Raw genomic sequence first — 25,449 nt, 5'->3', positions numbered from 1 at the left:
TTGGTGGGAACGCAGGGATTCGAACCCTGGACCGACGGATTAAGAGTCCGCTGCTCTACCAACTGAGCTACGTTCCCGAATGCACCCGAGATGGCTGCATCAAGAATTCTGGTGGGAACGCAGGGATTCGAACCCTGGACCGACGGATTAAGAGTCCGCTGCTCTACCAACTGAGCTACGTTCCCAAAGTTGAAGCACTCCGTATATGGTGGGTCGTGCGGGACTCGAACCCACGACCAACGGATTAAAAGTCCGCTGCTCTACCACCTGAGCTAACGACCCACTTGCGCCGGGACGAAGCCACAGAAGCAGAGAGTGTCCTCAACCGAGGAGTTGAATTCTGCCAAAGGCTGTCGAATTTGTCAAGGGCGTCGACAAAAAAAGTTTAAGGCAGGTTTCAAGCAGTGCTTGGCGAGTATTTGACCGAGGCGTTGAAATACGAGCGAAAGCGATCGGAAAAATCTCATTGATTAGGGTAACCTCTAACAAATGAGACATTGCATCGAAGGGGATGGCGTGTTATCTTTTTTCCCGTCTCGGGAAATTTCCGTTCTGTAAGTTTTTGAAATATAAGAACGGAAAATAACCGAAAGTTATTAAAGGTTCATTATTTGAGCTTGCGATTCGTCGCGTCTATTTTAATTGGGCGCTGGATAGTAAAAACGGTGGACGAGCTCAATATCGTTAGGTTCGAGGAGCATCAGCATGGCAGCGAAGAACAATGCACGCGCAAAAGCGGCCCCCGTTCAGCGTCAAGAAGGCGACGAACGCAAGAAGGCGCTAGAGACGGCGCTTGCCAATATTGAAAAGCAGTTCGGCAAGGGTGCCATCATGCGCATGGCCGAAGGCTCTGCCGACCAGAGCATCGAAACGGTCTCGACGGGCTCGCTTGGGCTCGACCTTGCGCTCGGTGTCGGTGGCTTGCCGCGCGGGCGCGTGATCGAAGTGTTCGGTCCCGAATCTTCCGGCAAGACGACACTCGCGCTTTCGTGCATTGCTGAAATGCAGAAGACGGGCGGCACCTGTGCCTTCATCGACGCGGAACACGCGCTCGACATGTCCTATGCCGAGCGCCTCGGTGTCGTCGTGAAGGATCTGCTCGTCAGTCAGCCCGATACGGGCGAGCAGGCGCTTGAAATCACCGACGCACTCGTTCGAACCGGGTCGGTTGACCTGATCGTTGTCGACTCCGTCGCGGCGCTTACGCCGAAGAGTGAGATTGAAGGAGAAATGGGCGAAGCGCTTCCGGGGCTGCAGGCGCGCTTGATGTCGCAGGCGCTGCGCAAGCTCACTTCGAGCATCAATCGCACGAAGTCGATGGTGATCTTCATCAATCAGATCCGTATGAAGATCGGCGGCTACGGTAATCCCGAAACGACGGCGGGTGGCAATGCGCTCAAGTTCTATGCTTCTGTTCGTCTCGATATTCGCAAGTCGACGCCGATCAAGCGCGGCGACGAAGTGATCGGCAACCTCACGCGCGTCAAGGTCGTCAAGAACAAGGTGGCGCCTCCGTTCAAACAGGTTGAATTCGACATCCTCTACGGGCGCGGCATCTCGCGCATCGGCGAAGTGATCGATATCGGCAGCGACCTCGAGGTGCTCGAAAAATCGGGGGCCTGGTATTCCTACAACGGTCAGCGCCTCGGCCAGGGTAAAGAAAAGGTTCGTGATTATCTGCAGGAACATCCGGAGCTCTGCGAGGAGATCGAAAAGAAAATTCGCGAAGCAAAGGGTGTTCACGTTTCGAGCATCAAGAGCGTTGACGACGAGGACATGCCGAGTGACGATGTGATGGTCGACGACGGCATGCCTATGGATGAGGATCTTGATCTGTAACCCAGTCGTCCTGACGGTCTCAGATCTTTAATTCGAAAAGCGGCTTACTCGGCGGGTGCGTCGATCTGGCCGCTTTTTTCGCAGTGATCATTTCGAGCGGAAGCGGTCATGGAAATTATTTTTGATGACGACGATCTTGAACCTCTGATTCGGGACATGCCGATCGGCTCTCCGCATTCTGGGGCTGAAGGAGAGCGATTAGAGGCTTCGTCGCAAGAGCCGTTGATGAAGCCCTTGCGAAAGCGGAACGCTCCAGCGAAGAAGAAAAAGACGGTTGTCCCGAGTACGCCATCTCTGTTTGAGGCGCTTGATGCGTCAGGGGCTGCTGCTTCGGCCGAAACGTCGTCGAAAACGGCGCCGCTGCCGTTCGGTGCGCTCAAAACTTTCGCCTGGCAGACGGCCGTATCGACGGACGGTTCCTTTGTGCCCGCAGTCGGCAGCCGTGCGCGCGTCGAGTCAACGCCGGTGAGAGATGCGGAAAGCGATACTGCGAACGAAACATCAAGTGAAGCGGTTGGTGACCCCGATCCGTTTGCGGAACTGCTCGAGGAAACGAAGCGCCGTCACGGACGAAAGGACACTAGCAAGCCCGGCAGCGTCGCTCCTCGAATGATTGCCGATGCGAGCGACGTATTGCGTCTTTTCGGTAAAAACGAAAAGACGCGGACGAAAAAAGCCTCAAACAAGGATGCTGAAAGCGCGAAAAAGCGCTGTATCTCTTTGGAGAGTGCAGGCGAAGAGGCGTTCTACGAGCCCTATGAAGAGGCTTACGATGCGTTTGCCAGCGACGAGTGCGGTAACGAGCCGCTCGACCTGGATGTCGACCGCAAAAAGGAACGTCCTAAAAAGAAGCGCGCCACGCTCATGCAGCGGGCGGTTGCATCACTTGCGCGGCGCGACTATTCACGGCTCGAACTCAAGCGTAAGCTCGCTCGAACGCTCGAGGAAGGCGAAACGCCGCAGGTGCTAGAAACGGTGCTCGACACGCTCGTTGAGCGCGGGCTTCTTTCCGATGAGCGATACGCGAAGATGAAGGCGCGAAGTGTCTCCTACCGCATGGGGGACGCGAAAATTCGACGCGAACTGCGCATTCGGGGGGTTGACGAAGAAACGGCAAAGGAGGCTGTTGAGGGGATTACCGAGAGTGAAGAGGTGCGCGCTTACAAAATGTGGCGGCGCCGCTTCGACGAAACCCCTAAAAACTGGAAGGAGAGGGAAAAACAGATCCGCTACCTCGCTTACCGAGGTTTCAGCATGTCATCGATTATGAAAGTGCTGCGCGGCGAAGTGGAGCTTCCGCAAGAGGAAACGCATTATTTTTCTTCTTGATTCGAAGGATTCCCAATGCGCGGAAGCGTTGTGGCGTCAACAGGTTCTTTTAGAATATCCCGACACGTCCGAAGACACTGACGGAGGAAAAGTTGGAATATCTATGGGACCTGTTGGTCAATCTGCATTGGGCGGCTGTCGGCCAAATCATCATGATCGACATTTTGCTGGGCGGCGACAACGCGGTCGTCATTGCCATGGCGTGTCGAAACCTGCCGCACGAGCAGCGCAATAAGGGTATTTTCTGGGGTACGGCGGGCGCAATCGCGCTTCGCGTAATCCTCATTACCTTTGCTGTCATGCTTCTTGATCTGCCGTTCCTCAAGGTGGCGGGCGGCTTGCTTCTGCTCTGGATCGGCATCAAGCTGCTGATTCCCGAGTACGATGCGCACGAAAACATTGAGGGCAGCAAGAAGCTTCTCGGCGCGATCAAGACGATTATCGTGGCCGACTTCGTGATGTCGTTCGACAACGTCATCGCTATCGCGGGCGCTGCGCAGCAGGCGCACGAAGCGCATCAGACGTTGCTCATCGTCTTCGGTCTGCTCGTGTCCGTACCCTTCATCGTGTTCGGCAGTCAGATCGTGCTGCGTCTGCTCGACCGCTTCCCGATCATCATTTACTTCGGCGGCGGCCTGCTCGGCTGGATCGCTGGCGGCATGGTGGTCTCGGACGCTTATGTCACGACGCACTGGCCCGAACTGAGCTTCACGGCGCACTACCCGGCGAGCGTCGGCTTTGCGTTGATCGTGATCGTGGTTGGGCATCTGATCGCTAAGAAGAAGCGTGCCGAGCACGAGGCCAATCTGAAGCTTCGTCGCAAGGAATCCGGCGAAGAGGCCGCTTCCTAACAGCGTGCGGCGCCGCTCTGGTGACCGAGTAAACGAAAAAGGCGACCGAGAGGCCGCCTTTTTCGTTGGTGCGCAATGGAACGATCAGTCGCCGACGTAGTCGATGAAGCCGCCCCCAAGACAAATGTCTCCCTGATAGAGGACAGCGCTCTGTCCGGGCGTGGCCGCCCACTGCGGCTCGTCGAAAGCGAGCGTAAAGGCGTCGGCTGAGACGGCGGCAATGCGGCAGGGGCCGTCTTGCTGACGGTACCGCGTCTTCACGGTGACGGGGACTTCGGGATCGGGCGCTCGGCCCGAAATCCAGCTCGGATGTACCGCACGAAGCTCGTGAGAAAGAAGCATCGGGTGGTCGTGTCCCTGGCAGACCCAAAGCGTGTTGGTGCGCAGATCCTTGCGCGCGACGAACCACGGTTCGCCGGTCGAGTCGTGCATGCCGCCGATCCCAATGCCCTTGCGCTGGCCGATTGTGTAGAACGCAAGTCCGATGTGTTCGCCGATGACTTTGCCGTCAGGTGTTTTGATCGGGCCAGGATGTGTCGGCAGGTAGCGGTTCAGAAATTCTCGAAACGGACGTTCGCCGATAAAGCAAATGCCCGTCGAGTCCTTCTTTTTGGCATTGGGCAGGCCGATTTCTTCTGCAATACGGCGCACCTCTGTCTTGTGCAAATCGCCCACCGGAAACAGCACGCGTGCGATCTGCTCCTGCGTAAGGCGGTGCAGGAAGTAGCTCTGGTCCTTGTTCGGATCAACGCCGCGCAGCAACTGCGTGCCGTTCTCGTCGCGGTGCACGCGGGCATAATGGCCGGTAGCAATCCAGTCGGCCCCCATGTTCATGGCATGGTCGAGAAAGGCGCGAAACTTGATTTCAGCGTTGCAGAGCACGTCTGGGTTGGGCGTACGGCCGGCGGAGTACTCGCGCAGAAAGTCCGAGAAAACGCGTTCCTTGTATTCCTTGGCGAAGTTGACGGCTTCGATATCGATGCCGATTACGTCGGCCACGCTTGTTGCGTCGATGAAGTCCTGACGCGAGGAGCAGTACTCGCTGTCATCGTCGTCCTCCCAGTTTTTCATGAAGAGACCGATGACTTCATAGCCTTGCTTTTTCAACAAGTAAGCGCTTACCGACGAATCAACACCGCCGGAAAGCCCGACGACGACTTTCTGCTTGCTCATGAACGGAATCCATAGAAAAATGTGCGCTTTTCGGCAAGTTGCCAACAGCGCTTGGAACGGCATTGTAGCGGCCGACGCTTTACCAAGCGTGTTTCAGAGGCGCGTGCTGATCGAAAAGAAATAAAGGAGTTTGCGGTGAATTTGATCGAAATGGCCGAAAAGGCTTCTCTGCGTGCAGCAGAGACTGCGAAGCGTTTCGGCGTTGAGGCACTCTTTTTGAATGCTCCCATGCGTCAGGCTGCGGGTGTCGAGATGACGGCAGCCGTGAGCGAAGCGGGTGGACTCGGCGTGCTTGCGGCTGCGCACTTGTCGCCCGAGAAAATCGTGCAGGCAGCACAGGCGATTCGCAATCGCACGGAGAAACCCTTCGCCGTGAGTCTTGCTATTCGGCCTCGGCACTACCCGCAGGCGCAAGGGGCAGAAACACTTTTCGACGGTCTCGCGCCGCTCCTAGAGGATCTCGGACTAGCCGGCACGCCCGAGGCGTACGACCTCACGGGCGCGACAGTTTTTCCTGCCTTTGACGAGCAGTTTGAGGCAGCGCTTTCGGTTGCGCCTCAGGCAATGATTTCCACTTTCGGCGGCTTTCGCGAGCCTGAGGCGGAAAAGCTGGAAGCGAAAGGCATTCTCAACTTCGGCTGTGCTACGACGCTTAAGGAAGCGAAGGTGTTGCGTTCGGCCGGTGTTGATGCGATCGTGATCCAGGGGGCCGCAGCGGGCGGTCCGCGCTGGTCGTTCGAGAATGCTGACGACGTGCTTGTTGCGACCGAAGGCCTCGTTGAAGAAGCGGCCCGCGCGACGGGGCTGCCGATCATTGCGGCGGGCGGATTGGCCTCGAGCGCCTCATTCGCATCGGCGCTCCTCGCGGGTGCGAGCGGCGTCATGCTCGGGACGGCACTTCTTACGACGGAGGAGAGCCGCATGACAGATACGGCCAGAAGCGCTTGGCACTGGGCGGGGGCTGCCGACCTCGTGCTATCGCGCGCTTTCTGCGGACGGCTCGAACGCGTGCTGCGTTCACCGATGACCGAGGCGCTGGAATCCTACGACTCGAGCGTGCCCGCGTGGCCCGCTCCCTTGGCGCTTTTCCTGCCGATTTGGGAAAAAGCGGCAGAACAGGGCCGCGACGAACTTTTCGTGCTGCCTGCGGGGCAGGGGATCGGCAGAAGCCACTGGCGCACCGTGCGCGAGGCGCTCGCAGCGTACGAAGCACTTATCGGCCGCTGAATCAGGTGCATGAGAGTGCAGGTCCGGAGCCCGAAGCTTTAAGCGCTGGGCTCGATGCGAATCGCACGGCCGTCAACCACGACGACTTCGCCGCCGCGCAGTTTGCGGCCGCGCCGCTCCTCAACGGCACCGTCAACGGTAACTTCGCCGGCAAGAATCATTTCTTTGGCCTGGCCGCCTGAATCAGCGACCCCGGCGGCCTTAAGGAGCGCATCGAGCGTGATGTATTCGCCACGGATACGGAAAATTTCTTCTTGGGACATGGTCAAATAGCTCAAAGATCAGTGTGCGGCAGCGTCAACGAGATGGTTTCTTACGCTGAATCAAATCTCGCGGGCATGAGCGCGAGGAATGCAACACCGAGGAAGTGACAAAATTCAACGCCTGACATTATCGCTTTCCCGACTGCATTGCTGCATGCCGCGATGTACGACGACATTGGCGCCGGCAGGAGAGCATCTCAATCGATAGCGTTTTTATGATTTTTTCTTTTGCCCTCATTCTGGGCTTTCAAATTCTCGGCGAGGCGATCGTTCGCCTCTTCGGGTTGCCCGTGCCCGGCCCCGTACTTGGCATGGTGCTAATGCTTTTTGCGTTTTTCCTCAAGGATGATCTTGTTGACGGGATTCGTCCGACTGCGGGTGTGCTGCTCGCCAACATGTCTCTTCTCTTCGTACCAGCGGGCGTCGGCATCATGCGTCACGGCGAGCGTTTCATGAATGAAGGCGTCGGTATCGCGGTCACGCTCGTTGCTTCTACGCTCATTGCCATGGCTGTGTCCGGTTACGTGATTCTGCTCGTACAGAAGGTGCTCAAAATTGAAGACGATGAGTGAGGAATCATGAGTGACATGAACGCACTTTTTGACTATTTCACGACGAACGCGGCCTTTTGGCTCGCGCTTACGCTCGGGTTCTATGCTGTCGGCCAGGCGATCTTCAAGGCGGCGAAATTTAATCTGCTCTTCAGCCCGATCATTACGGCGGTCGGCTGCCTGATCCTTACGCTCGTGCTGACGAATGTGCCCTATGAGCAGTACTTTGCTGGCGCGGGATTCATCCACTTTTTGCTCGGTCCGGCAACCGTTGCACTCGCGGTCCCCCTTTACGAGCAACGGCGCAAGCTCGCCAAACTCTGGTTGCCGCTCGCGTGCGGCTTGTTCGCCGGCTGCGCGGCGGCTATTGTCTCGGTGGTTCTCATCGGCTCGCTTTTCGGGCTCTCCGCAGAGACGCTTCTTTCGATGGTGCCGAAGTCTGTGACGACCCCGATCGCTATGGGCATTTCCGAAAGTTTGGGCGGCATGCCGGACCTTACGGCCGCGCTTGTCGTGCTGACGGGGATCTCGGGCTCGATCGTAGCCGGTCCCTTTTTCCGGCTCATTCGTCTTCGTTCGGATACGCTTTGCGGTGTGGCGCTCGGGCTTGCGGCGCACGGCATGGGTACGGGCGCGGCGTTTCAGATCAGCAATCGTGCAGGTGCTTTTGCCGGGCTTGCCATGGGGCTTTGCGGCGTGATTTCTGCCTTTATGGCGCCTTACTTGGCGGTGCCGCTCATGAGGCTGCTTGGCTACTGAGTTCAATCACGATAATTCAACGTCAAGAAAAAAAGGGGCGCCTCGGTATCCGAAGCGTCCCTTTTTTGCTGAGCATCGATCGGGTAGATCTCGACCGGAGCGGCCGATCATTCGATTAGGCGATGTCCTTGAGTTCTCGGCGCAGAATCTTGCCGACGGTCGTCTTCGGCAGCGAGTCCGTGAAGACAATCACATGCGGCATCTTGTAGCCCGTCAGCTGGGTGCGGCAGTATTTCTTCACGTCGTCGGCCGTGAGATTGGGATCCTTACGGACGATGACGGCCTTCACCGTTTCGCCGGATTTGGCAGAGGGCACCCCCACGACGCCAACCTCAAGGACACCCGGCATCGACGCGATGACGTTTTCAACTTCGTTCGGGTAGACGTTGAAGCCCGAGACGAGAATCATGTCTTTCTTGCGGTCCGTGATGGTGATGATGCCCTTTGAGGTCATGTGCCCAACGTCGCCCGTTCTGAGCCAGCCGTCGCGCATAACGTTGGCGGTTTCTTCGGGCTTGTTCCAATAGCCGCGCATTACCTGCGGGCCGCGCACGCAGATCTCGCCCGTGTACGGCATCGGATCTTCACCTTCGGGCACAGTGCCGAGATCGCGGAAGCCTTCGCCGCGGATGGTGACTTCCGTCGACGGCAGGGGAGCACCGACAGAGCCGTCCCAGGGAGCAAGCGGAATGTTGCCGCATACGGCCGGGCTGCATTCCGTGAGACCGTAGGCCTCAAGAATGTTGCAGCCGGTGTGTTCCTTCCAACTTTCGGCGACAACGCGCTGTACCTGCGAGCCGCCCCCTGCGGTCATCTTGAGGCGAGAGAAGTGGTGAGACTTAAACCGATCGTTGCGCAGGAGCGCCGCAAAGAGTGTGTTGACGCCGATGATGACGGAAAAATCCCACTTCACGCATTCCTTGGCCAGACCGTCAATGTCGCGCGGATTGGTGATGAGCACCATCGTAGAACACCAGTGCGTAAAGACGAGCGTCGCCGCGAGCGAGAAGATGTGATAAAGCGGCAGCGCTGTCATCACGACTTCTTCACCTTCCTTGAAGGTGGCGGAAATCCACGCGCTGATCTGCGTGATGTTGGCGACGAGGTTGCGGTGCGTGAGTTCGGCACCCTTGGCAACACCCGTCGTGCCGCCCGTGTACTGCAGGAAGGCGATGTCGGTATTGCGAATTTCAACGGGCTTGAAGCTGGCGCGCTTGCCCGCTTCGAGCGCATCACGGAAGCCCACTGCCTGCGGCAGCGAGTACGCGGGCACCATCTTTTTAACGGTACGTACGACGAAGTTGACGATTTGGCGCTTCGGGAACGGGAACAGATCACCCACGCTCGTTGTGACAATTTCTTTGCAGGCGGTACCCGGAAGCGCTTTTTCGAGCGTTTTAGCGAAATTCTCGATGATGACGATGGCTTTCGCACCTGAGTCGCGCAGCGTGTGGTTGACTTCACGCGCCGTATAAAGCGGGTTGACGTTGACGACGATGAGCCCCGCGCGAAGGATGCCAAAGACGGCGACGACATATTGCAGCAGATTAGGCATCATGACCGCCACGCGGTCGCCGGGCTTCAAGTCGGGTCGAGACTGGAGGTAGGCGGCAAAATCTTTGCTCAGCGCCACCATCTCGCGGTAGCTGATGCCGACCCCCATGTTCGTGTACCCGATGCGATCGGGAAATTTCCGGGCAGCCTCATCCAGGATGGCGGGGATGCTCGGGTAGATGTCCGGATTGATTTCATGCGGGACACCTTCGGGGTAGGTAGTGAACCAAGGAAAGTCAGACATAAGCACTCGCAGGAGTCGAAAGCTTCGGTATTTGTTCAAGGCACCGGAGTTTAGCCCAAACGAGCGCCCGCTCCGCGTACCGATATTAGGAATTTTCCTGCAGATCTCGACAAAAGAAAACCGACGCTGCGCGAAAGACAGCGTCGGTTTGGGGGAGGGAAGCGCCAGAAGTTAGGCGTTGAGCGTCAGGCAGTGGCGTGCATAAGCCTTGACGTCCTCCCAGTCGGTGTAGTCGACGATCGCTGTCGCATCCGTCGGGCCCTTGGTCATCTTCATGATCATCTGGATGGCGGCGGTTTCATACCAGTTCCAGTTCGGGTAGTCGACCTTGCCGGCGAAGCAGTGCGCATCCTTGGGCTTCCAGGGATTCGTTTCAAGGAACTTGCGCGTATACACGTTGCCTTCGGGCGTGCACTTGGCGGGGGTGCGCGCGACGACGGAGACGGAGAAGAAGCTGTTGGCCTTGGCGTCAAGCACGGACTTGAACTTGTTGACGAAGGCGCGGAAGGACTTGTGGAACTTGCCGTAGATAACGGGGGCGCCCGCGATCACAAGGTCGTACTTGTTCCAGTCGATGCCTTCACGGTCAGCTTCAACGACGCTCATCAGGTCCGCCTGATTGCCTTCGGCAATGACCGTTTCCCAAATACGGCGCGCGATTCGGGCAGTGTGGCCGCCGTGGCTGTAGTAGAGAACCAAAACGGATTTCATTTGTTTTCTCCATGTGGCGCATGCCGAGGTGGTGCATGCTGGCCGAAGATTGATTGCGCGGCGCGCGGGAGATCCCGGCCCAAAGGCTGGCGGCCGCAATTGGAATTCGTCGGGAATGATTTTAAAGTGAGTCGGCTTAGGCGTGGGTTAGGAGCACGCGGCGACGGACTTCGAAAACAATCTTAACGAGCCGCTCTTCCGTTTATCTTAAGAGGCTGCTCTCCGGGTAGGCAGGCTGAGGAAAATCGTGTGCGGCGTGCGCGCAAAGCGGATGAAAAGGCGGAAAAAGCGGATAAGAACAGGGCGAAGACGAATTTGATCGGTGTACAATCCCGCGCATCGTCGATTTGCGGTCCGTGTCGCAGCATCGGCGTGATATTGGGCCGGTCGAGCGAGACGAACCTCGCGATCGATCGCGGTTCCGTTGATCCGGACAGGACATTTCGCGTGCGCGAATTCGGTGTTCCGCTCGACAAAGAGCGCATTCAGGCGGATCGAACGGAATGCTCCGAACAACATGCCGCCGGTTCGCGCGGCGCTCTCTTACATACTCAACCGAAAAAAAATTTATGGCAAAGGAAGATCTCATCGAGATGACGGGTCAGGTTCTGGAAGTCCTTCCGGACGCTCGTTATCGCGTGAAGCTTGACAATGGGCACGAACTTGTGGCGTACACGAACGGCAAGATGCGCAAGCATCACATCCGCATTCTCGCCGGCGACCGCGTCTCGCTCGAACTTTCGCCTTACGACCTGACGAAGGGCCGCATCACCTTCCGCCACATCGAAGGCCGTCCGCCCGTTTCCAGTCAGCAGCGCCGCCGCTGATTGTTTAAGGCGTAGCGCCTGCAGAGAGCAGGCGTTGACGGGATCGCAATAAAAAACCGCTTGGCTTGAAGAGGAAGCCAGGCGGTTTTTTGTTGTTCGTTTTCTTCGGTGGACGTTGCTCAGAAGGCGTCCTTGAAGGTAATGAAGAAAATGACGGTGAGGTGATAGAAGACGGGGGCGGCAAACGTGAGCGGCGCAAGCCGAGCCAACAGACCTCGAGTGATGTAGACATCGCCTTCGCCGGCCAAGCGCTCTGCGCCCATACTGCGGCGAACGCAGTTGAAGACGAGGTCGCCGAGCACGCCCGAAATCACGACGGCGAGCGCCATAAGGAGTGCCTGCCAGAAGCGGAAAGGCGTAATCCAATACATCGCGGCACCGGCTAGGAACCCACAGGCGCAGCCGATCGCCGTTCCGGCAACGGTTCGGCCGGCGTTGAAGCCGACGGTCTTCTTGCCGATCATGGAGCTCGCAATGGCGGCTGAGAAGTCCGACACGAATACCACGAGCAGGAAGAACAGCATCAGAAGCGGTCCAGACGAGTTGTAGCGCGTCAGGTCGAGCATCGCGATCGCGGGCGCGTGGCTCACGCAGTAGACGCAGAGCATGACACCCCACTGAACCTTGGCCACGCGCTCAAGATATCGGTCGGTGTCCTTCGAGAGCGCCGTGACGACCGGGAGCACGAGGAAAAGGTACACCGGAATGAAGAGCGTATAGATCTCGGGCAGGTCAAAGCCGATGGCAACGTACTGCACGGGAATTGCAAGGTAGAAGGCGATGACGAGTGCGTAGTGGTCCGTCGGCTTGGTCGGCGTGATCGCGATGAATTCGCGCAATAAAAAGAAGCTGATGATCGCAAAGAAAAAGAGCAGCGTCGGTATGCCGACGGCAAATCCGATCGTGAAGACGACAATCAGCCACCAGGCCATGCGCACGCGCGAGTTGACGATCTGCAGGCGGTAACGCTGCTGCAGGCTACTGACTTTTTTGAGTGCCCATTGCCCGTAAAACGTAGCGCCGGCGGCAAGAAGCGAGAGGCCGACGAGCAGGATGACGTAAGCCTCTTGAATGGTGAATCCGAGTCTCATGCGTTGGCCAAAGAAATGACAGCGTCGCGCGCCCGATTGAGAAAGTCGTCCTTGAGGTCTTCCGGGGTGTGCTCGAGCGGCGCACCGAAGCGCACGGAGCAAACCGTCGGAACGGGAATGAGAACGCCCTTGGGCATGGCGCGGTGCAGGTTTTCAATATAAACGGGAATCAGTTCGACGGACGGAAACTCGCGCATCAGGCGCCAGATGCCGGACTTGAAGGGGCTCGGCAACGGTTGCGGACGGCGGGTACCTTCCGGGAAGATGATGAGAGAGTCGCCCTGCGCGAGCGCTTCGCGAAGCGGATCGAGCGGGTTGGCGTGTTCCGTTCGACGGCGGTCGACAAGGACCGCATGCAGTTCGTCAACGGCGATGCGTCGCCGAATGCCGGTTTCCCAATAGTCCTTGGCGGCGACGGGGCGCACGTGAGCGCGCAACGCCGGCGGCAGCGACGCCCAGATGACGATCGTATCGAGGTGACTCGTGTGGTTGGCGAAATAAATCCGCTGACGAGCGGAGGGCGCGCATCCCTGCCAGTGCGGATACGCGCCGACAAGAAGGCGCGTCAGCCACACGATAGGGGTCATGAGCTTGAATGAGTTAAGCACGCTGTTTCCCGTGGTTCAGTAGAGTTTTGACGCTCATTATAGGAGTCGGGCACTGTGAGAAGCGGGTCGATCGCACGACGCATCATCCGATCGATGTTCCGCCGACGGTGAGTGTGTCGATTCGCACCGTCGGCATGCCGACGCCCACTGGAATCTGCTGACCGTCTTTGCCGCATTGACCACTGCCCTGGTCAAGGGCAAGGTCGCTGCCGACCATTCGGATGCCGAGGAGGGCTTTTTTACCGTCGCCCGAAAGCATGGCCCCTTTGACCGGCCGCGTTATTTTTCCCTTTTCGATAAGCCAGGCCTTCGACATGTTGAAGACGAACTGTCCGTTCGTGATGTCGACCTGGCCGCCGTTGAAGTTTTCCGCATAAATGCCGAAATCGACCGAGGCAATGATTTCACCCGGATCGTATTGTCCGGGCAACATGAAGGTATTTGTCATTCGCGGCATCGGCAGCGACGCAAAGCTTTCTCTGCGGCCGTTGCCTGTTGGCGCTCGGTTGAGAAGCTGTGAGTTCGTGATGTCGAGAAGCATGCCGCAGAGTTTGCCGTCTTCAATAAGGACGGTTCTGCTTGTGGACGTGCCTTCATCGTCAAAAGCGAGCGAGCCGCGGCGCTCGGGAATCGTGCCGTCGTCGACAATCGTGACGCCGCGCGCGGCAACCGCTTCGCCGAAGCGGTTTGAGAATGCTGAAGAACCTTTGCGGATGAAGTCGCCTTCGAGTCCGTGGCCGACGGCTTCGTGCAGCAGAATCCCGGGCCAGCCCGGACCGAGAACGACTGGGAAAATGCCTGCGGGTGCAGGATCCGCTTCGAGCGAATGCAGCGCTTCGTCAACGGCCTGGCGGATCCAGGCTTGAACGCGCTCGGGCGTGAAAAAGGCAATGCCCGCTCGTGCTCCGCCGCCACTCGTAGCTCGCTCGCGTCGGCCGCCGCGCTCGACCGTAACGGTGATCGAAAGGTAGCTCATGGGACGCACATCGCCCAAGCGGCGGCCGTCTAGCCCGGCAATAAAGATCGCGTCGCGCTCGGTCTGGTACGTGGCTAGTACCTGTGTGACTGCCGGGTCGAGTCCGCGAGCGGTTCGATCGACGAATTCGAGGAGCGCGATCTGCCGCTCGCTCACGGTTTCCCCTGTTTCGTCGATCGCTTCGTAAAGCGGCGTCCGCACTCCGGTTCCCGCAGAGAGGTACCGGCACGCCTTGCCGCTGTTGCCCCGACCGTTCATGGTTGCGGCCGCATCGGCGCAGCGCAGCAGCGCGCGCTCGTCGAGTGAATTGGCGTAGCAGAGCGAGGCACTTGCCCCGAGCACGCTTCTCAATCCCGCACCGCGATCGAGCGAGAAGCTTCCCGTCTTGACGGCACTGTCTTCAAGAAGCCAGTCCCTTGAAATCGTTTCCTGCAGGTAGATATCCGCCCAGTCGACGCGCCCGCGGGCCAGTCGCGCGAGGGCACGCTCGAGTGAAGCTTCTTCAAGCGCCGCGGGCGCAAGAAGAATGCGTTCGGCTTGGTTCTGCCGAGAGAGAAGGGGCCCGTGCTCCATGCGGCGGTGCTCGATCAGTAAAGTACGCGTGCGTCGAGTGCGGGAAGCATCGCGCGAACGTTGGCGATGAGCTTCGGGTCGATGTCGCCGATGACGATCCCTTCGCCCGAAGGCAGTTCGCTCACCATGTTGCCCCAAGGATCGATCAGACGGCTGTGCCCCCAAGTTCGTCTGCCGCATTCGTGCAGACCGCCCTGTGCAGCCGCCGCGACGTAGCACTGATTCTCAATAGCGCGGGCTGCCAGGAGCGTTGCCCAGTGTGCGCGGCCGGTTGTTTCGGTGAAGGTGGCCGGCAGCAGAATCAAGTCGCATGTTCCGAGGCTTCGGAAGAGCTCCGGGAATCGCAGGTCGAAGCCAAGCGCAAGGCCAACTCGCAGCTCGACGCCATCCCACGTGGTGAGGCGAAAGCTTACCGGGTTGGCACCCGCCTGCACGAAGCGCGATTCGTCATAGGCTTCATCGTCACCGCGGCGGTATTCGAAGCGGTGAATGCGATCGTAGCGAGCCGCGGTTTCGCCCTTGGGGTCGTAAACAATGCAGGCGTTGTAGAAATGCGAGTCGTCGCAGGCAATCGGGACGGAGCCCGCACAGATCCATACGTTGTGGCGCAGTGCCGCTGTGCGGATAGCGTCTTGAATGGGGCCGTTGTTAAAGGATTCGGCAACGGCGAGTAGCGACCTGTCGTCGCGGTCGACACAGGCAAAGTGCTCGGGCAGTACGACAAGCTCGGCTCCCGATTCGGCTGCCGCGCCGATTAATTTGAGTGCATGAAGAACGTTTTCTTCCGGGTCAAGCCCGGAAACCATCTGGCAGGCGGAGATGCGCATCGGTTTTTTGAGGTTTGGTGGCAGATTGATTTTTCTTTTCATGCGTCGGTCGGTACCAGACTGATTGCCGAGCACTTGCTCAAGGCGGGTGCTCCGACCTACGTGAGAGAGGCCATTTTAATTTTTTCGAAGCGGCTCGTTGTCTGCGCCGCCCGCGAACGGGCGAGAGATCTTCTGGATGTCGGGTGCGTCGTACGTGCCGCGAATTTCGTATTCGGAGCTCAGCATCTTCGAGATCTGGTCCTTGAGCACGAATTGTGCGAGAAGTGTGCCGATGCCGACGGCCGGATTAGCAATCGCAAGGGCCAAGGATGCACCTTCTGCGTTGATGCTCGGCAGCACAATCGCCTTGAGGTCGAGTACTTCGTTGACGAGGTCAACGTCACCGCCGATCAGCACCGTGGCGGCGCTACCGATCATTGAGGATTTCTCAGTGTGAAGCATGCCGTTGGCAATGGTTGAATTGACCGAGAGCGAATCAAAGCCAAAGCCGCGGCCGGCAACGTCGCGGAAATCGAGCGTAAGACGTCGCAGCAGGTGCTGCATCGAGAGAAGGCTCAAAAGACGTCCTGCTCCCGGTTCAATTTGAATGAGTTGTCCCGCGCCGGTTCTACCGACAATTTCCCCGTTGAGCGTCTCGAAGTTGAAGTCGACGGGCATACCCTTCCAGTCGGCCTTGAGCGTGAGCGAGCCCGGGGCGTCGTGAATGACGTCAACGACATCGAGACTCTGAAGCACCTCACCCACGCTGCGAACATCCGCCTTGAGCGAAACGGCACTCCTGCCGGTGGGATCGTTCGGCCCACCACTCTGCCAGCCGCCGGTCCCCAAGAGCGTACCGCCGCGGTTGCGTACTGCAAAGTGGTCGATTTGCCACGTCTCTCGGCCGTTTTCAATGAGATTGCGGGCGTTGATTTCAACTTTGCCGATGTTGCGTTTGCCGATGCGTAAGTCATCTACGACGACATCAAGGTTCGGCAGCCAGTTGCGCGGCGCCCGCGCGATGTCCTCGCCCATGGCGGATTCAGCGGCTGCAGGCAGGTGCAGCCGCAGGAGCTTCACCGAGAGCGTCGGTTGCCCGTCTGCCGAAGGCGGTTCGCGGAATTCAACTTGGCCGGCGGCTTCTTCGGACTGCAAACGCAAGTGCCAGATCTTGTCGACGTGGCGCAGCGTCGAATCGATGTTGTCGAACGTTTCACCGCTCCAGCGAAGCGCTTCGGTTTTGAGCGTCGCGCTCGAGAGCTGCGAGAGAAAGTCGCCTTCGAGTGTTTTGAGAAGCTCTTCCTTTGAGGCGCTGGCGACGGAGCCTGAGGCGCTCATGAGACGACTCCACGCATCAAGGTCGATGTTAGGAATGGCGACGGCGACGTCAAACCCTTGGGTTCTGGGCTTGAGTGTCGTACCGAGAGCGAGCGTGCCGCCCGCAGGTGCGAGTCCTTCTTTGCGGACCTCAAAGTGCATGTCGATGTCGGCACGCTTTTCAAGCGCAATGCGCAATTCCCGGTGTTTGTCGCCCGCAGGCGTCCAGCTGAAGGAAACGGGCCACTCGGCCGCTTCGGTCTTCGCAAAGGGTTCGGGCAACGTAAGTGCTAGGCCCGCGAGGTCGCTCGATCCTGCAAGCGACCACTTGGCAGGTTCGGTGAGCGGCAGCTCGAGCCTTACGCGAGTGTCCGCATGACCGAGCATCTGGCCGAAAAGCGGGTCGCTCCAAGGCTGAGCGAGCATGCGCTTGCCATCCTCTGGCGTGAGACGACCTTCAATGTCGAGCCTGAAAGTGCCTTTTTCTGTTGCAGCCGAGACGCGCAACGGTGTACCCGAGAGCGTGCCCGTGAGCGGCGCTTTTGCGTGGATGCCCGCGTTGTCAAAGAGCAGGCTTCCGCCGAGCTTTTGCGCGACCGGCAGGATCGGCAGGTACTGAAACTCGGCGTTCGCAAGCGTACTTTCAACGGCATACTTCGTTTTCTCAGGCGCCTGCAGCGGCATCGAGAGGGTGAGTAGGCTTGTTTGCCGTCCTTTGCCTTTGGCGTCCTTAAAGCTGTCGCCAAGAATGTCTCGCAGGAACGGCGTGCCGTTCAGATAGCCGAGTGCGTCTCCGAGGTCGCTCTCGATTCGTCCGTTGACAAGCAACCGTGCATCTTTGCCGGTGTAGGAGGGAATTTCGACGCGAACGGCGGATGCCGCGAGCTTCATCGAACGAGCGCGGCGTCCCGTGATGAGCATGCGGTTGCCTTCAAAGAGCAGATGCGCGTCAATGCCTGTCAAAAGCGGCCAGTGCTCTTCGGCGACAAACCCACCGCCTTTCTTCAAGCGATGGCTCGGCATAAAGTCGAGAATGCCGCCCGAAACGTCGGTCTCAATCTTGAAGATGCCCAAACCTTTGGTCGGCCCGTCCCAAGGAAAGTCGTCGAGTCTGCCTCTCACAACCCAAGTGCCCGCGCTGGCTTTGCCGCCCCTGACGCCTGCTTCGACGTAGTCGAGCGCGGCGTCGCCCACGACATTGGGCAGATACTTGTGTACGGACTCGGCACGCGCCGAGAGGATCTCGCCGCCGATATCGATCGTGCCGGCGCCGCCCGTGGCCTCCCAAGAGCCTGAACCGGTAACGGAGGCATCCCCGTTTTTGATGCGGATATTCTCGAAATCGAGTCGCAGGTGCGGGTCTGTGCGCACGCGAACGAATCCCGTCATGGCATCGAAATTGAGCTTGGGCTCACGGAAGACGCCCGGGAACGTGAGTTGCGAAACGTAAGATTCAAGTGTGAGGTCGAATTCGCCTGGACGCGCGGAAGCGACTGCGCCCGAAAGATTGCGAAAGCCCGGCAGTGCATCGTCGCCCGCCGGGAGTGTGAGCCCCGTGAATCCGCCGTTGAAGCTCCAGTTGGCGGGATTGGCGAAATCGCCGCGCACGCTTGCGGAGACGTTCCGAAGCATGCCGGAAACGGGCTTGCTTTTGAGAAACGATCGGGCACTGTCGGGAATCGGCAGCGAGGGTGCGAGCTGCGAGAGCGTGTCAATCGAAATTTCAGAGGCGGAAAAACTGCAACCTAGCAGCGAACCCGAGGCATCGGTGTCGCAGGCGGACGTGATCTCCGCTGGACCGAAGCGAAGCCGTCGGTCGCTGCCGGCGAATTCAAGCGCGCTTGCGGCGACAGCGTGCCCACCTGCGCCGTCGTTCTCGTAAGTAAAGCGCCCGCTCAAATGGGACAACCGCACAGGCGGCAGGGTGCTGTTAAAGCGTGCGACGACGCGCCCGAGCGCAAGGTCTGCTGTTGCAGAAACAACGCGACCGCTCTCAAACTGAACCCAGGCGCGTGCCGCGCCTTCGCCCGAACGGGCGTAGCGCGAGAGTCCGATGCGTTGCAACAGACTTGCGCCGTTGATGCGGTCGGAGTGAAAGTATGCCTCGCCCTTCCACGTGAGCGGATTCTCGCTTCTTGTGAAGAGTCCTTTTTCGATGCGGGCTTTTGCTTCGAAGTGCTTGACTGTTTTACCTTCGGCGAGCGTTGCGCGGACGGCTGCGCGCCAATCGAGGAGCCGCTGGTCAAATACGGCCTGTGCACTTCGTATCGTGACAGGAAGCGCGTTCGGGCGTGTTTCGTCAATGTAGGTAAAGTCGCCGTTCTTCAGAATGAGCTGGTCTTGGCCGAGGAGCCAAGACGTGAAGGAGCGCTTCGAGTCGGGCTTGGATTCTTCCGCAGGTTCTTCGGCGTCCAGCACGAAGCCCGCAATGTCGAACTTGTATTTCTCGAGCCTGCGGACGGTTAGCTTGGGCGCCGTGACGACCAGCGCATGAAAACGCGGCTCAAGATGCCAGAGTGAGGACCAGGAAAATTCGGCTTCGACCTTTGGCAACGTCAAAGAGACCGGGCCGCCCGGGCGAGAAAGGGTCGCGTTGGTTAGAACGAGCGTCGGTCGAATGAGGTGAAAGCCCCCCTCGATGTGCTCGGCATTGACAACGACACCGAAGGCGTCGGTCACGGCAGATTCGATGGCGGCGAGGTGGTCGTCGAGCTGCGTCGTCACAAACCAGCGTGTGAACAGAATGACGAAACCCGCGATGAAGTAGAGCGCAATGAGCGTGGACCAAAGCCAGTGAAGCTTTGCATTCGGTTCGCCGGGACGCCGCGCCCTTCGCGAAAATTCTCCATAGCGCTTGACGTAAAAGTTCATGCCTGCCGACGAAAAAAACGGGTCGAAATCTGCTTGACCTCTATTCTAGAGAGTCGGTGGCATGCCGATTGTGCAATTCGGCCTGTCTGCGGGCATTTTGGGTTGTCTTCGGGACGCTATGCGCTCGTAGAATTGAAAAGTTTCGTACCTTGCGACGCAAAGGAGCTTCAAGTCATGCCGACGCCCACGCTTTCCGATGTCATTCGCTATTCCGCTTTTGTTCGTCGTTCACTCAAGGCAATGCTGCCGATGGGGGATGACGACGAGCGCCGGGCGCTATTTGAGACGATCTGCACGCAGACGTGGACGCCGGAAGCGATCCGCGCGAAGCTCGAGGGCATTGACGATGCGGAAGCGCTCGGACTCGCGCTGCGCAAACTGCGCCGCGAGATTGTTGTCGGACTTGTCGGGCGCAATGCGTCGGGACTGTGCGGCTACGACGAGGTTGTGGCTGTCATGACGGCTTTTGCTGAAGCAGCCGTTTCGAAGATGGTGAGCGTTCAGGCGAAGCTTTTAGCCGAGCGCCACGGGGTGCCCTACGGGCTTTCGGGTGTGCCGCAGGATCTTCTCGCAGTCGGTATGGGTAAGCTCGGCGGTGCCGAACTCAATGTTTCGTCTGACATCGATCTCGTCTTCTTGTATGGCGAAGATGGCGAAACGCATGCTACGCCCGAGTACCCGAAAGCGACGCGACTGCTTTCAAACGCGGAGTTCTTCTCGCGCTTAGCAAAGCGCGTCATTCCTGCACTCAACGAGATCGAGGGACCGGGTTTTGTTTTTCGCGTCGATATGCGCTTGCGTCCGAACGGTGACGCGGGACCGATCGTCTGCTCGAACGACATGCTCGAAGAGTATCTCTATTCGCAGGGGCGCGACTGGGAACGCTTCGCGTGGTTGAAGGGCCGAATCGTCAACGAGCCTGTGTTTGCCGACCCACTGCAATTTGCTGCGCAGGCCAAAGAAGCCCGCTCACTCGTGCGGCCATTCGTTTTCAGAAAGTACCTTGACTTCGGCGCTATTTCATCACTAACGAAACTGCACGAAATGATTCGCGCCGAGACCGATCGGCGTGAACAGCTTCGTTCGCGCGAAGGCGTCAACGTCAAGCTCGGGCGCGGCGGCATTCGAGAGATCGAGTTCATCGTTCAGACGCAGCAGGTCATTCGCGGCGGACGCGATCCGTCACTACGCGGCCGCGGCACACTCGATATGCTCGATGCGCTTGCGGCGAGCGGCGCCATCGCGAGAGCCACGGCCGAGTCGCTTAAGACGCACTACGTATTCTTGCGCGATGTTGAACATGCGCTTCAGTATGTGGACGATCAGCAGACGCAGTGGTTGCCGAGAAGCGGCGAGACGCTCGAGGCGGCGGCCGCTCTTTTGGGCAGATCGCCCGAAGCGCTCTGGGCGCAGGTCGAAGCCGTTCGCGAGTATGTTTCGCGGGCTTTCGACAGCATTTTTAAAGTGAACGAAGCGAAGTCGGAAACTGATGAGCACGCCTGGCCCGTCGGGTGGACATCGGGTACACCCACGGCGCGCGAGCAGCTTGCGAAAAAGCTTGTCGAGCTCGGCTATGAGGCAGACGCCGACGAATATGTCTCGCGCATCTGTGCACTCGTTTCGGGCCGCTATGCGAGCATGGTGTCCGAAGATGCGCGTACGCGTATGCGCAAGCTTGTGCAGTTCGTGACCGAACATTGCCCGGCCTGGCGCGTTGTGGGCGAGACGCGCACGATTTCTGCCGAAGAGTTGCTGTCGCGCTATTTGCGGCTTCTGGAAGCGATTGCGGGGCGTTCGACCTACGTGGCGCTGCTCTATCAGTACCCGAGTGCGGCAGAGCGCGTGGGGCGTGTTCTGGCGGCAAGTCGCTGGAGTGCCGATTACATTGTTCGCCATCCGATCGTGCTCGATGAGCTCGTTGATGCAAGAAACGTCGAAATGGACGACTTTACGCCCGTCGACTGGAGTCACTGGCGTGAAAAACTGCGCGAGAGCCTCGAGCAGACCGAAGGCGATCAGGAGCGGCAAATGAACATTCTGCGCGACATGCATCACGCAGCCGTTTTCCGATTGCTTATTGCCGACCTGGACGGGCGTTTTACCGTCGAGCGGCTTGCCGATCAGCTCTCGGCGCTCGCCGACGCCGCAATTGCACAGGTAATCGAACTGGCTTGGCAGACCGTAACGAAGGACCCCGACGAACAGCCGCGCTTTGCCGTGATCGGTTACGGCAAGCTCGGCGGCAAAGAGCTTGCCTACGCGAGCGACCTCGACCTGGTTTTCATTTACGACGACGAGCGCCCCGAGGCGACCATGATCTACAGTCGGCTCGTGCGCCGCATGATGAGCTGGCTGAGTGTTCAAACCTCATCGGGCAAACTTTTCGACGTTGATCTCAGACTGCGTCCCAACGGCGAAAACGGGCTCGTCGTCTGTCCCTTCGACATGTTTTGCCGCTACCAGGAAAATGTCGACGGCAACGGGGCGTGGGTATGGGAGCATCAGGCGCTCACGCGGGCCAGGTTCGTTGCGGGCGATGCAGATCTCGGTCGGCGCTTTGAAGAAGAGCGCGCAAAGATTCTCGCGCGCGACCGCGACCGCGCAGCGCTTCGCGACGAAGTGCTCAAAATGCGAAGAAAGATGCTCGACGGACACGCGAATCGCACGAAATATTTCGATATCAAGCAGGACCGAGGTGGCATGGTTGATGTCGAGTTCGTCGTGCAGTTCCTCGTACTTGCGCATGCGGCGGCCGAACCGGCACTCCTGAACAACTTCGGCAATATTCTGCTCCTTGAAATGAGCGCGCGGGCAGGGTTCCTCGCCGAGGAGACGGCGCTGGCGGCCGTACGCGCCTACCGACGCTACCGCGCACTGCAGCACGAGATTCGGCTGAATGCCGGTGAAGGTGCACCTGCGCGCGTGCCGCCCGACATCGTGATCGACGAGCGTGCCGCCGTGGAAAGGCTGTGGCGCGAAGTGTTCGGTACTGACGAGCCGATTCGCAGCGCTGCGTGAAAGCGCGGATTTTTGGGCGTCAATAAAATTGGGTAGACCTGCAACCGAGTTTTGATTCGATCTGCTATGCCGATTGTTGCTTCCGATTATCAAGCGCCCGCCTGGTGTCCGGGCGGTCATCTGCAGACGGTAATTCCGGCGCGCCTGACGCCCAAACCTGAGGTGAGGTACCGCCGCGAGATCGTGCGTACGTTCGACGACGACATTGTGGCGTGGGACTGGGTCGATCCGCCCGCGCCGTCGGCCGAAACGCCGATCCTCGTGCACTTTCACGGTCTCGAGGGCGCTAGCGACAGCCACTATGCGCTCGCGCTCATGAAGACATGCCTTGAGCGCGGCTGGCGCGGCGTTGTCGCGCACTTCCGTACCTGCGGCGGACTCATGAATTTGAAGCCGCGTGCTTATTACTCGGGCGACAGCGGCGACTGCAGCTGGGTGCTGCAGACGGTGCGAAGCCGCTTCCCGAAGGCGCCCGTCTACGCTGTGGGCGTGAGTCTCGGGGGCAATCAGCTCGCCAAGTGCCTCGGAGACTTCGGTGAGAGTGCCTCTCACTTTGTGGATGCGGCTGCGGCCGTTTGCGCGCCGATCGATCTTGTGGCGGGCAGCGAGCGTCTCACCAAGGGTGTCAACATTCTCTACGCCAACATGTTTCTCTCCACGCTCAAAGTGAAGCTCGAAGAGAAGGCGCGTGAGTACCCTGACATGTTCGATATTGAAAAGGTCAAGCGCGTGCAAAACATGTATGATTTCGACGACATGTACACGGCGCCCGTCCACGGCTTCTCTTCGGCCATGGAGTACTGGCAGAAGTGCTCTGCCAAACCTGTTCTGCGTAGCGTGCGCGTGCCGCTTCTGCTCCTCAATGCTAAAAACGATCCGTTCCTGCCGGCTTGGTCGCTGCCGAACGAGTCGGAATTGAGCAGTGCGGTAACGGCGGACTTTCCGCAGGAAGGCGGTCACGTCGGCTTCCCCGAAGGGAACTTCCCCGGGAATCTCGACTATCTGCCGCGCCGTCTCATGCGCTTTTTCGACGCCGGCAGCTGAACCGTCTGCCCTGGCGTTTCCCTTTGAACCTGGGATGCTTCGGCTGACTGCGCCGTTCGCGTCCGGAGATTCGTCATGCAGCAGACTCCTCGTTTGTCGGCCGCCGGGTTGGTGTGCCTTATCCTTTTCATTCTCACGATTCCGACGGGCAATTGGTTCGTTACGAACGTGGGTCTTGTTTGCGAGCCGAACGGCCCGTGTCTCATTCCTGTGTGGCCGGGCATCATGTCGCCCTCGGCCGTGCTCCTCGCGGGATTTGCGCTCGTGCTGCGTGACGCGGTGCAGACGCTGCTCGGCAACCGCTGGACCATCCTCGCGATCGTTGCCGGTGCGTTTATTTCCGCTTGGCTTGCCGACCCGCATATTGTGATCGGGTCGACGGCGGCGTTCTTCTTCTCGGAACTCGCTGACTTTGCCGTCTATACGCCTATGCGCAAGCGCTTCCCCTCTTCAGCTGTGATTCTCTCCGGTCTTGCTGGATCTGTGGTCGACAGTATGATCTTTCTCACGCTTGCCTTCGGGTCGCTCGATTTCCTTGCGGGCCAAGTGATTGGCAAGTTCTGGATGAGTCTTCTGGGCGGCGCGGTGCTCTTTCTCTGGCGCCGTCGTCAGAGCGGCGCCGACGATTTTGGCCGTGCGGCGGCTCTCTGATCGCAGCCAAGCTCGTCTTAAGCTGATTTGGTAAAAATCAACGCGGCGTCCGCTTTTGCGGCAGGCGCCGCGTCTTTTTTTCAAGTGTTTCGCCCTGGCGCGAAGAACAGTCTTTGGCGGATATCCTTAATGGCGACGTCTTCTTTCAAAAACGATTGCGCGATGGCCGACACGGCGGTGCTTCTCATCAATACGGGTTCGCCCGATGCGCCCGAGGCCGACGCCGTTCGTCGCTATCTGGCGGAGTTTCTCTCCGATCCGAGAATCGTCGAACTGCCCCGCTGGCAATGGATGCCCATTCTGCACGGCATTATTTTGAGAACGCGGCCGGCCAAGTCTGCCAAGCGCTATCAAGGCGTCTGGACCGATCGCGGTTCGCCGCTCATCGTGCACTGCAGCGACATCGCACAAAAGCTTGGAAATGCGCTCGGCGGCAAGGTGATCGTTCGCGCGGCAATGCGATACGGCAACCCTTCGGTTGCGAGCGTAATCGACGAACTTTGCGCCGCGGGCGTTCGGAAAATTCTGCTTTTTCCGATGTTTGCGCAGTATGCCTCTCAAACGAGCGCCGCATGCTTGGATGCCGCGTTTTCGCATTTTTCGAGCCTGAGATGCATTCCGGCTGTGCGGACGATTCGCGGCTACCACGACGCGCCCGAATATATTGATGCGCTTGCTAGTACGGTGAGAGCCCATTGGGCAAAAGCCGGACGTCCGGAAAAAGGCCGCGGGCGAACGCTTTTCAGTTTTCACGGTATTCCGAAGAAGAGCTCCGCGCTCGGTGATCCATACGAAGCCGAGTGCCGCGAGAGCGCGGTGCTGCTGGCTGCAGCCCTGGGGCTCGAGGCCGACGAGTGGGGACTTTCCTTCCAGAGCCGCTTTGGGCGTGACGAGTGGCTCCAGCCCTACACGATCGATATGGTGCGCGCTTGGGGTGACGAAGGCGTCGATCGCATTGACGTTCTTTGTCCGGGCTTTTCCGCCGATTGTCTCGAGACGATTGAGGAAATCGACGACGAACTGCGCGGCATTTATCTATCAGTGCATCCCGACGGCGTTTTTCACTACATTCCGTCGCTTAATGCGAGCAATGCTGCCATTGCGCTTTACGAAGCGATCGTGCGGCGCGAACTCGCGGGTTGGTTCTGAGGCGCCTGCGCGCT

At 58.9% G+C, this 25,449-nt stretch carries 20 protein-coding genes and 3 tRNA genes; 11 read left to right on the top strand and 12 right to left on the bottom strand.

All coding sequences use genetic code 11. The annotated features are described in order from the left end of the window. Nucleotide 1: 1 nt before the first annotated feature. The 3 genes from H6A60_RS06685 to H6A60_RS06675 form a co-directional block, all read right to left on the bottom strand. Nucleotides 2-77, bottom strand: a tRNA-Lys gene (locus H6A60_RS06685). Nucleotides 78-109: 32 nt separating this feature from the next. Continuing rightward, nucleotides 110-185, bottom strand: a tRNA-Lys gene (locus H6A60_RS06680). 21 nt (nucleotides 186-206) lie between these two features. Then, nucleotides 207-282, bottom strand: a tRNA-Lys gene (locus H6A60_RS06675). A gap of 423 nt (nucleotides 283-705) precedes the next feature. Between H6A60_RS06675 and recA the strand changes: the two genes are divergently transcribed. The 3 genes from recA (at nucleotide 706) to H6A60_RS06660 (ending at nucleotide 4,019) form a co-directional block, all read left to right on the top strand. Next, nucleotides 706-1,839, top strand: coding sequence for a recombinase RecA (gene recA / locus H6A60_RS06670; protein ID WP_205102638.1), 1,134 nt, complete (start codon nucleotides 706-708; stop codon nucleotides 1,837-1,839). A gap of 225 nt (nucleotides 1,840-2,064) precedes the next feature. Then, nucleotides 2,065-3,168 carry a regulatory protein RecX gene (locus H6A60_RS06665; protein ID WP_205102637.1) on the top strand — a complete coding sequence of 368 codons (1,104 nt, stop codon included), beginning with the start codon at nucleotides 2,065-2,067 and terminating at the stop codon, nucleotides 3,166-3,168. Between the two features lie 92 nt (nucleotides 3,169-3,260). Further along, nucleotides 3,261-4,019 (top strand): TerC family protein, encoded by a 759-nt coding sequence (locus H6A60_RS06660; RefSeq protein WP_205102636.1) that lies wholly within the window; start codon nucleotides 3,261-3,263, stop codon nucleotides 4,017-4,019. A gap of 84 nt (nucleotides 4,020-4,103) precedes the next feature. Here the strand turns inward: H6A60_RS06660 and mnmA are convergent, their stop codons facing one another. Next, entirely contained in the window at nucleotides 4,104-5,192 is a 1,089-nt protein-coding gene (mnmA, locus tag H6A60_RS06655; protein WP_205102635.1) for a tRNA 2-thiouridine(34) synthase MnmA, read from the bottom strand. A gap of 135 nt (nucleotides 5,193-5,327) precedes the next feature. Between mnmA and H6A60_RS06650 the strand changes: the two genes are divergently transcribed. After that, the gene (locus tag H6A60_RS06650) at nucleotides 5,328-6,419 is read left to right on the top strand and encodes a nitronate monooxygenase (protein ID WP_205102634.1); all 1,092 of its coding nucleotides are present in this window, start codon (nucleotides 5,328-5,330) and stop codon (nucleotides 6,417-6,419) included. A gap of 38 nt (nucleotides 6,420-6,457) precedes the next feature. Here H6A60_RS06650 and H6A60_RS06645 read toward each other — a convergent pair whose 3' ends face one another. Then, nucleotides 6,458-6,682 carry an RNA-binding S4 domain-containing protein gene (locus H6A60_RS06645; RefSeq protein WP_205102633.1) on the bottom strand — a complete coding sequence of 75 codons (225 nt, stop codon included), beginning with the start codon at nucleotides 6,680-6,682 and terminating at the stop codon, nucleotides 6,458-6,460. A gap of 215 nt (nucleotides 6,683-6,897) precedes the next feature. Here H6A60_RS06645 and H6A60_RS06640 point away from each other — a divergent pair, with 215 nt between their 5' ends. Together H6A60_RS06640 and H6A60_RS06635 are read left to right on the top strand one after the other, a co-directional pair. Further along, a complete protein-coding gene (locus H6A60_RS06640) occupies nucleotides 6,898-7,254 on the top strand; it encodes a CidA/LrgA family protein (protein ID WP_205102632.1) in 357 nt (118 codons plus the stop codon). Nucleotides 7,255-7,260: 6 nt separating this feature from the next. Continuing rightward, complete coding sequence (locus H6A60_RS06635) at nucleotides 7,261-7,992, top strand: LrgB family protein (RefSeq protein ID WP_205102631.1); 732 nt, start codon at nucleotides 7,261-7,263, stop codon at nucleotides 7,990-7,992. Between the two features lie 115 nt (nucleotides 7,993-8,107). Here the strand turns inward: H6A60_RS06635 and H6A60_RS06630 are convergent, their stop codons facing one another. Further along, nucleotides 8,108-9,790: an AMP-binding protein gene (locus tag H6A60_RS06630; RefSeq protein ID WP_205102630.1), complete on the bottom strand. Its 1,683-nt coding sequence runs from the start codon at nucleotides 9,788-9,790 to the stop codon at nucleotides 8,108-8,110. A gap of 171 nt (nucleotides 9,791-9,961) precedes the next feature. After that, the gene (gene hemG, locus H6A60_RS06625; protein ID WP_205102629.1) at nucleotides 9,962-10,501 is read right to left on the bottom strand and encodes a menaquinone-dependent protoporphyrinogen IX dehydrogenase; all 540 of its coding nucleotides are present in this window, start codon (nucleotides 10,499-10,501) and stop codon (nucleotides 9,962-9,964) included. 569 nt (nucleotides 10,502-11,070) lie between these two features. Between hemG and infA the strand changes: the two genes are divergently transcribed. Further along, nucleotides 11,071-11,328 carry a translation initiation factor IF-1 gene (gene infA, locus H6A60_RS06620; RefSeq protein WP_205102628.1) on the top strand — a complete coding sequence of 86 codons (258 nt, stop codon included), beginning with the start codon at nucleotides 11,071-11,073 and terminating at the stop codon, nucleotides 11,326-11,328. Between the two features lie 119 nt (nucleotides 11,329-11,447). Here infA and H6A60_RS06615 read toward each other — a convergent pair whose 3' ends face one another. The 5 genes from H6A60_RS06615 to H6A60_RS06595 form a co-directional block, all read right to left on the bottom strand. Next, on the bottom strand, nucleotides 11,448-12,419 hold the full coding sequence (locus H6A60_RS06615; protein ID WP_205102627.1) for a phosphatidate cytidylyltransferase: 972 nt from the start codon (nucleotides 12,417-12,419) through the stop codon (nucleotides 11,448-11,450). Beyond that, entirely contained in the window at nucleotides 12,416-13,027 is a 612-nt protein-coding gene (locus tag H6A60_RS06610; RefSeq protein WP_205102626.1) for a 1-acyl-sn-glycerol-3-phosphate acyltransferase, read from the bottom strand. Before H6A60_RS06610 ends, H6A60_RS06615 begins: the two co-directional genes overlap by 4 nt. Before the next feature lie 82 nt (nucleotides 13,028-13,109). After that, a complete protein-coding gene (tldD, locus tag H6A60_RS06605; protein ID WP_205102625.1) occupies nucleotides 13,110-14,576 on the bottom strand; it encodes a metalloprotease TldD in 1,467 nt (488 codons plus the stop codon). Between the two features lie 14 nt (nucleotides 14,577-14,590). Further along, a complete protein-coding gene (locus H6A60_RS06600; protein ID WP_205102624.1) occupies nucleotides 14,591-15,445 on the bottom strand; it encodes a carbon-nitrogen hydrolase family protein in 855 nt (284 codons plus the stop codon). Nucleotides 15,446-15,520: 75 nt separating this feature from the next. Further along, on the bottom strand, nucleotides 15,521-19,573 hold the full coding sequence (locus H6A60_RS06595) for a YhdP family protein (protein ID WP_205102623.1): 4,053 nt from the start codon (nucleotides 19,571-19,573) through the stop codon (nucleotides 15,521-15,523). Between the two features lie 174 nt (nucleotides 19,574-19,747). Between H6A60_RS06595 and glnE the strand changes: the two genes are divergently transcribed. The 4 genes from glnE to hemH all read left to right on the top strand — a co-directional run bounded on the left by glnE (nucleotide 19,748) and on the right by hemH (nucleotide 25,435). Next, complete coding sequence (gene glnE / locus H6A60_RS06590) at nucleotides 19,748-22,591, top strand: bifunctional [glutamate--ammonia ligase]-adenylyl-L-tyrosine phosphorylase/[glutamate--ammonia-ligase] adenylyltransferase (RefSeq protein WP_205102622.1); 2,844 nt, start codon at nucleotides 19,748-19,750, stop codon at nucleotides 22,589-22,591. A 66-nt stretch (nucleotides 22,592-22,657) separates the two neighbouring features. Beyond that, nucleotides 22,658-23,635: a YheT family hydrolase gene (locus H6A60_RS06585; RefSeq protein ID WP_205102621.1), complete on the top strand. Its 978-nt coding sequence runs from the start codon at nucleotides 22,658-22,660 to the stop codon at nucleotides 23,633-23,635. 75 nt (nucleotides 23,636-23,710) lie between these two features. Further along, a complete protein-coding gene (locus H6A60_RS06580) occupies nucleotides 23,711-24,286 on the top strand; it encodes a VUT family protein (RefSeq protein WP_205102620.1) in 576 nt (191 codons plus the stop codon). Between the two features lie 129 nt (nucleotides 24,287-24,415). Further along, nucleotides 24,416-25,435, top strand: coding sequence for a ferrochelatase (gene hemH, locus H6A60_RS06575; protein ID WP_205102619.1), 1,020 nt, complete (start codon nucleotides 24,416-24,418; stop codon nucleotides 25,433-25,435). Nucleotides 25,436-25,449: the final 14 nt, after the last annotated feature.

The organism is Sutterella massiliensis (assembly GCF_016899755.1).
GTDB lineage: Bacteria > Pseudomonadota > Gammaproteobacteria > Burkholderiales > Burkholderiaceae_F > Sutterella > Sutterella massiliensis.
This window is presented reverse-complemented; position numbering and strand designations above follow the sequence as displayed.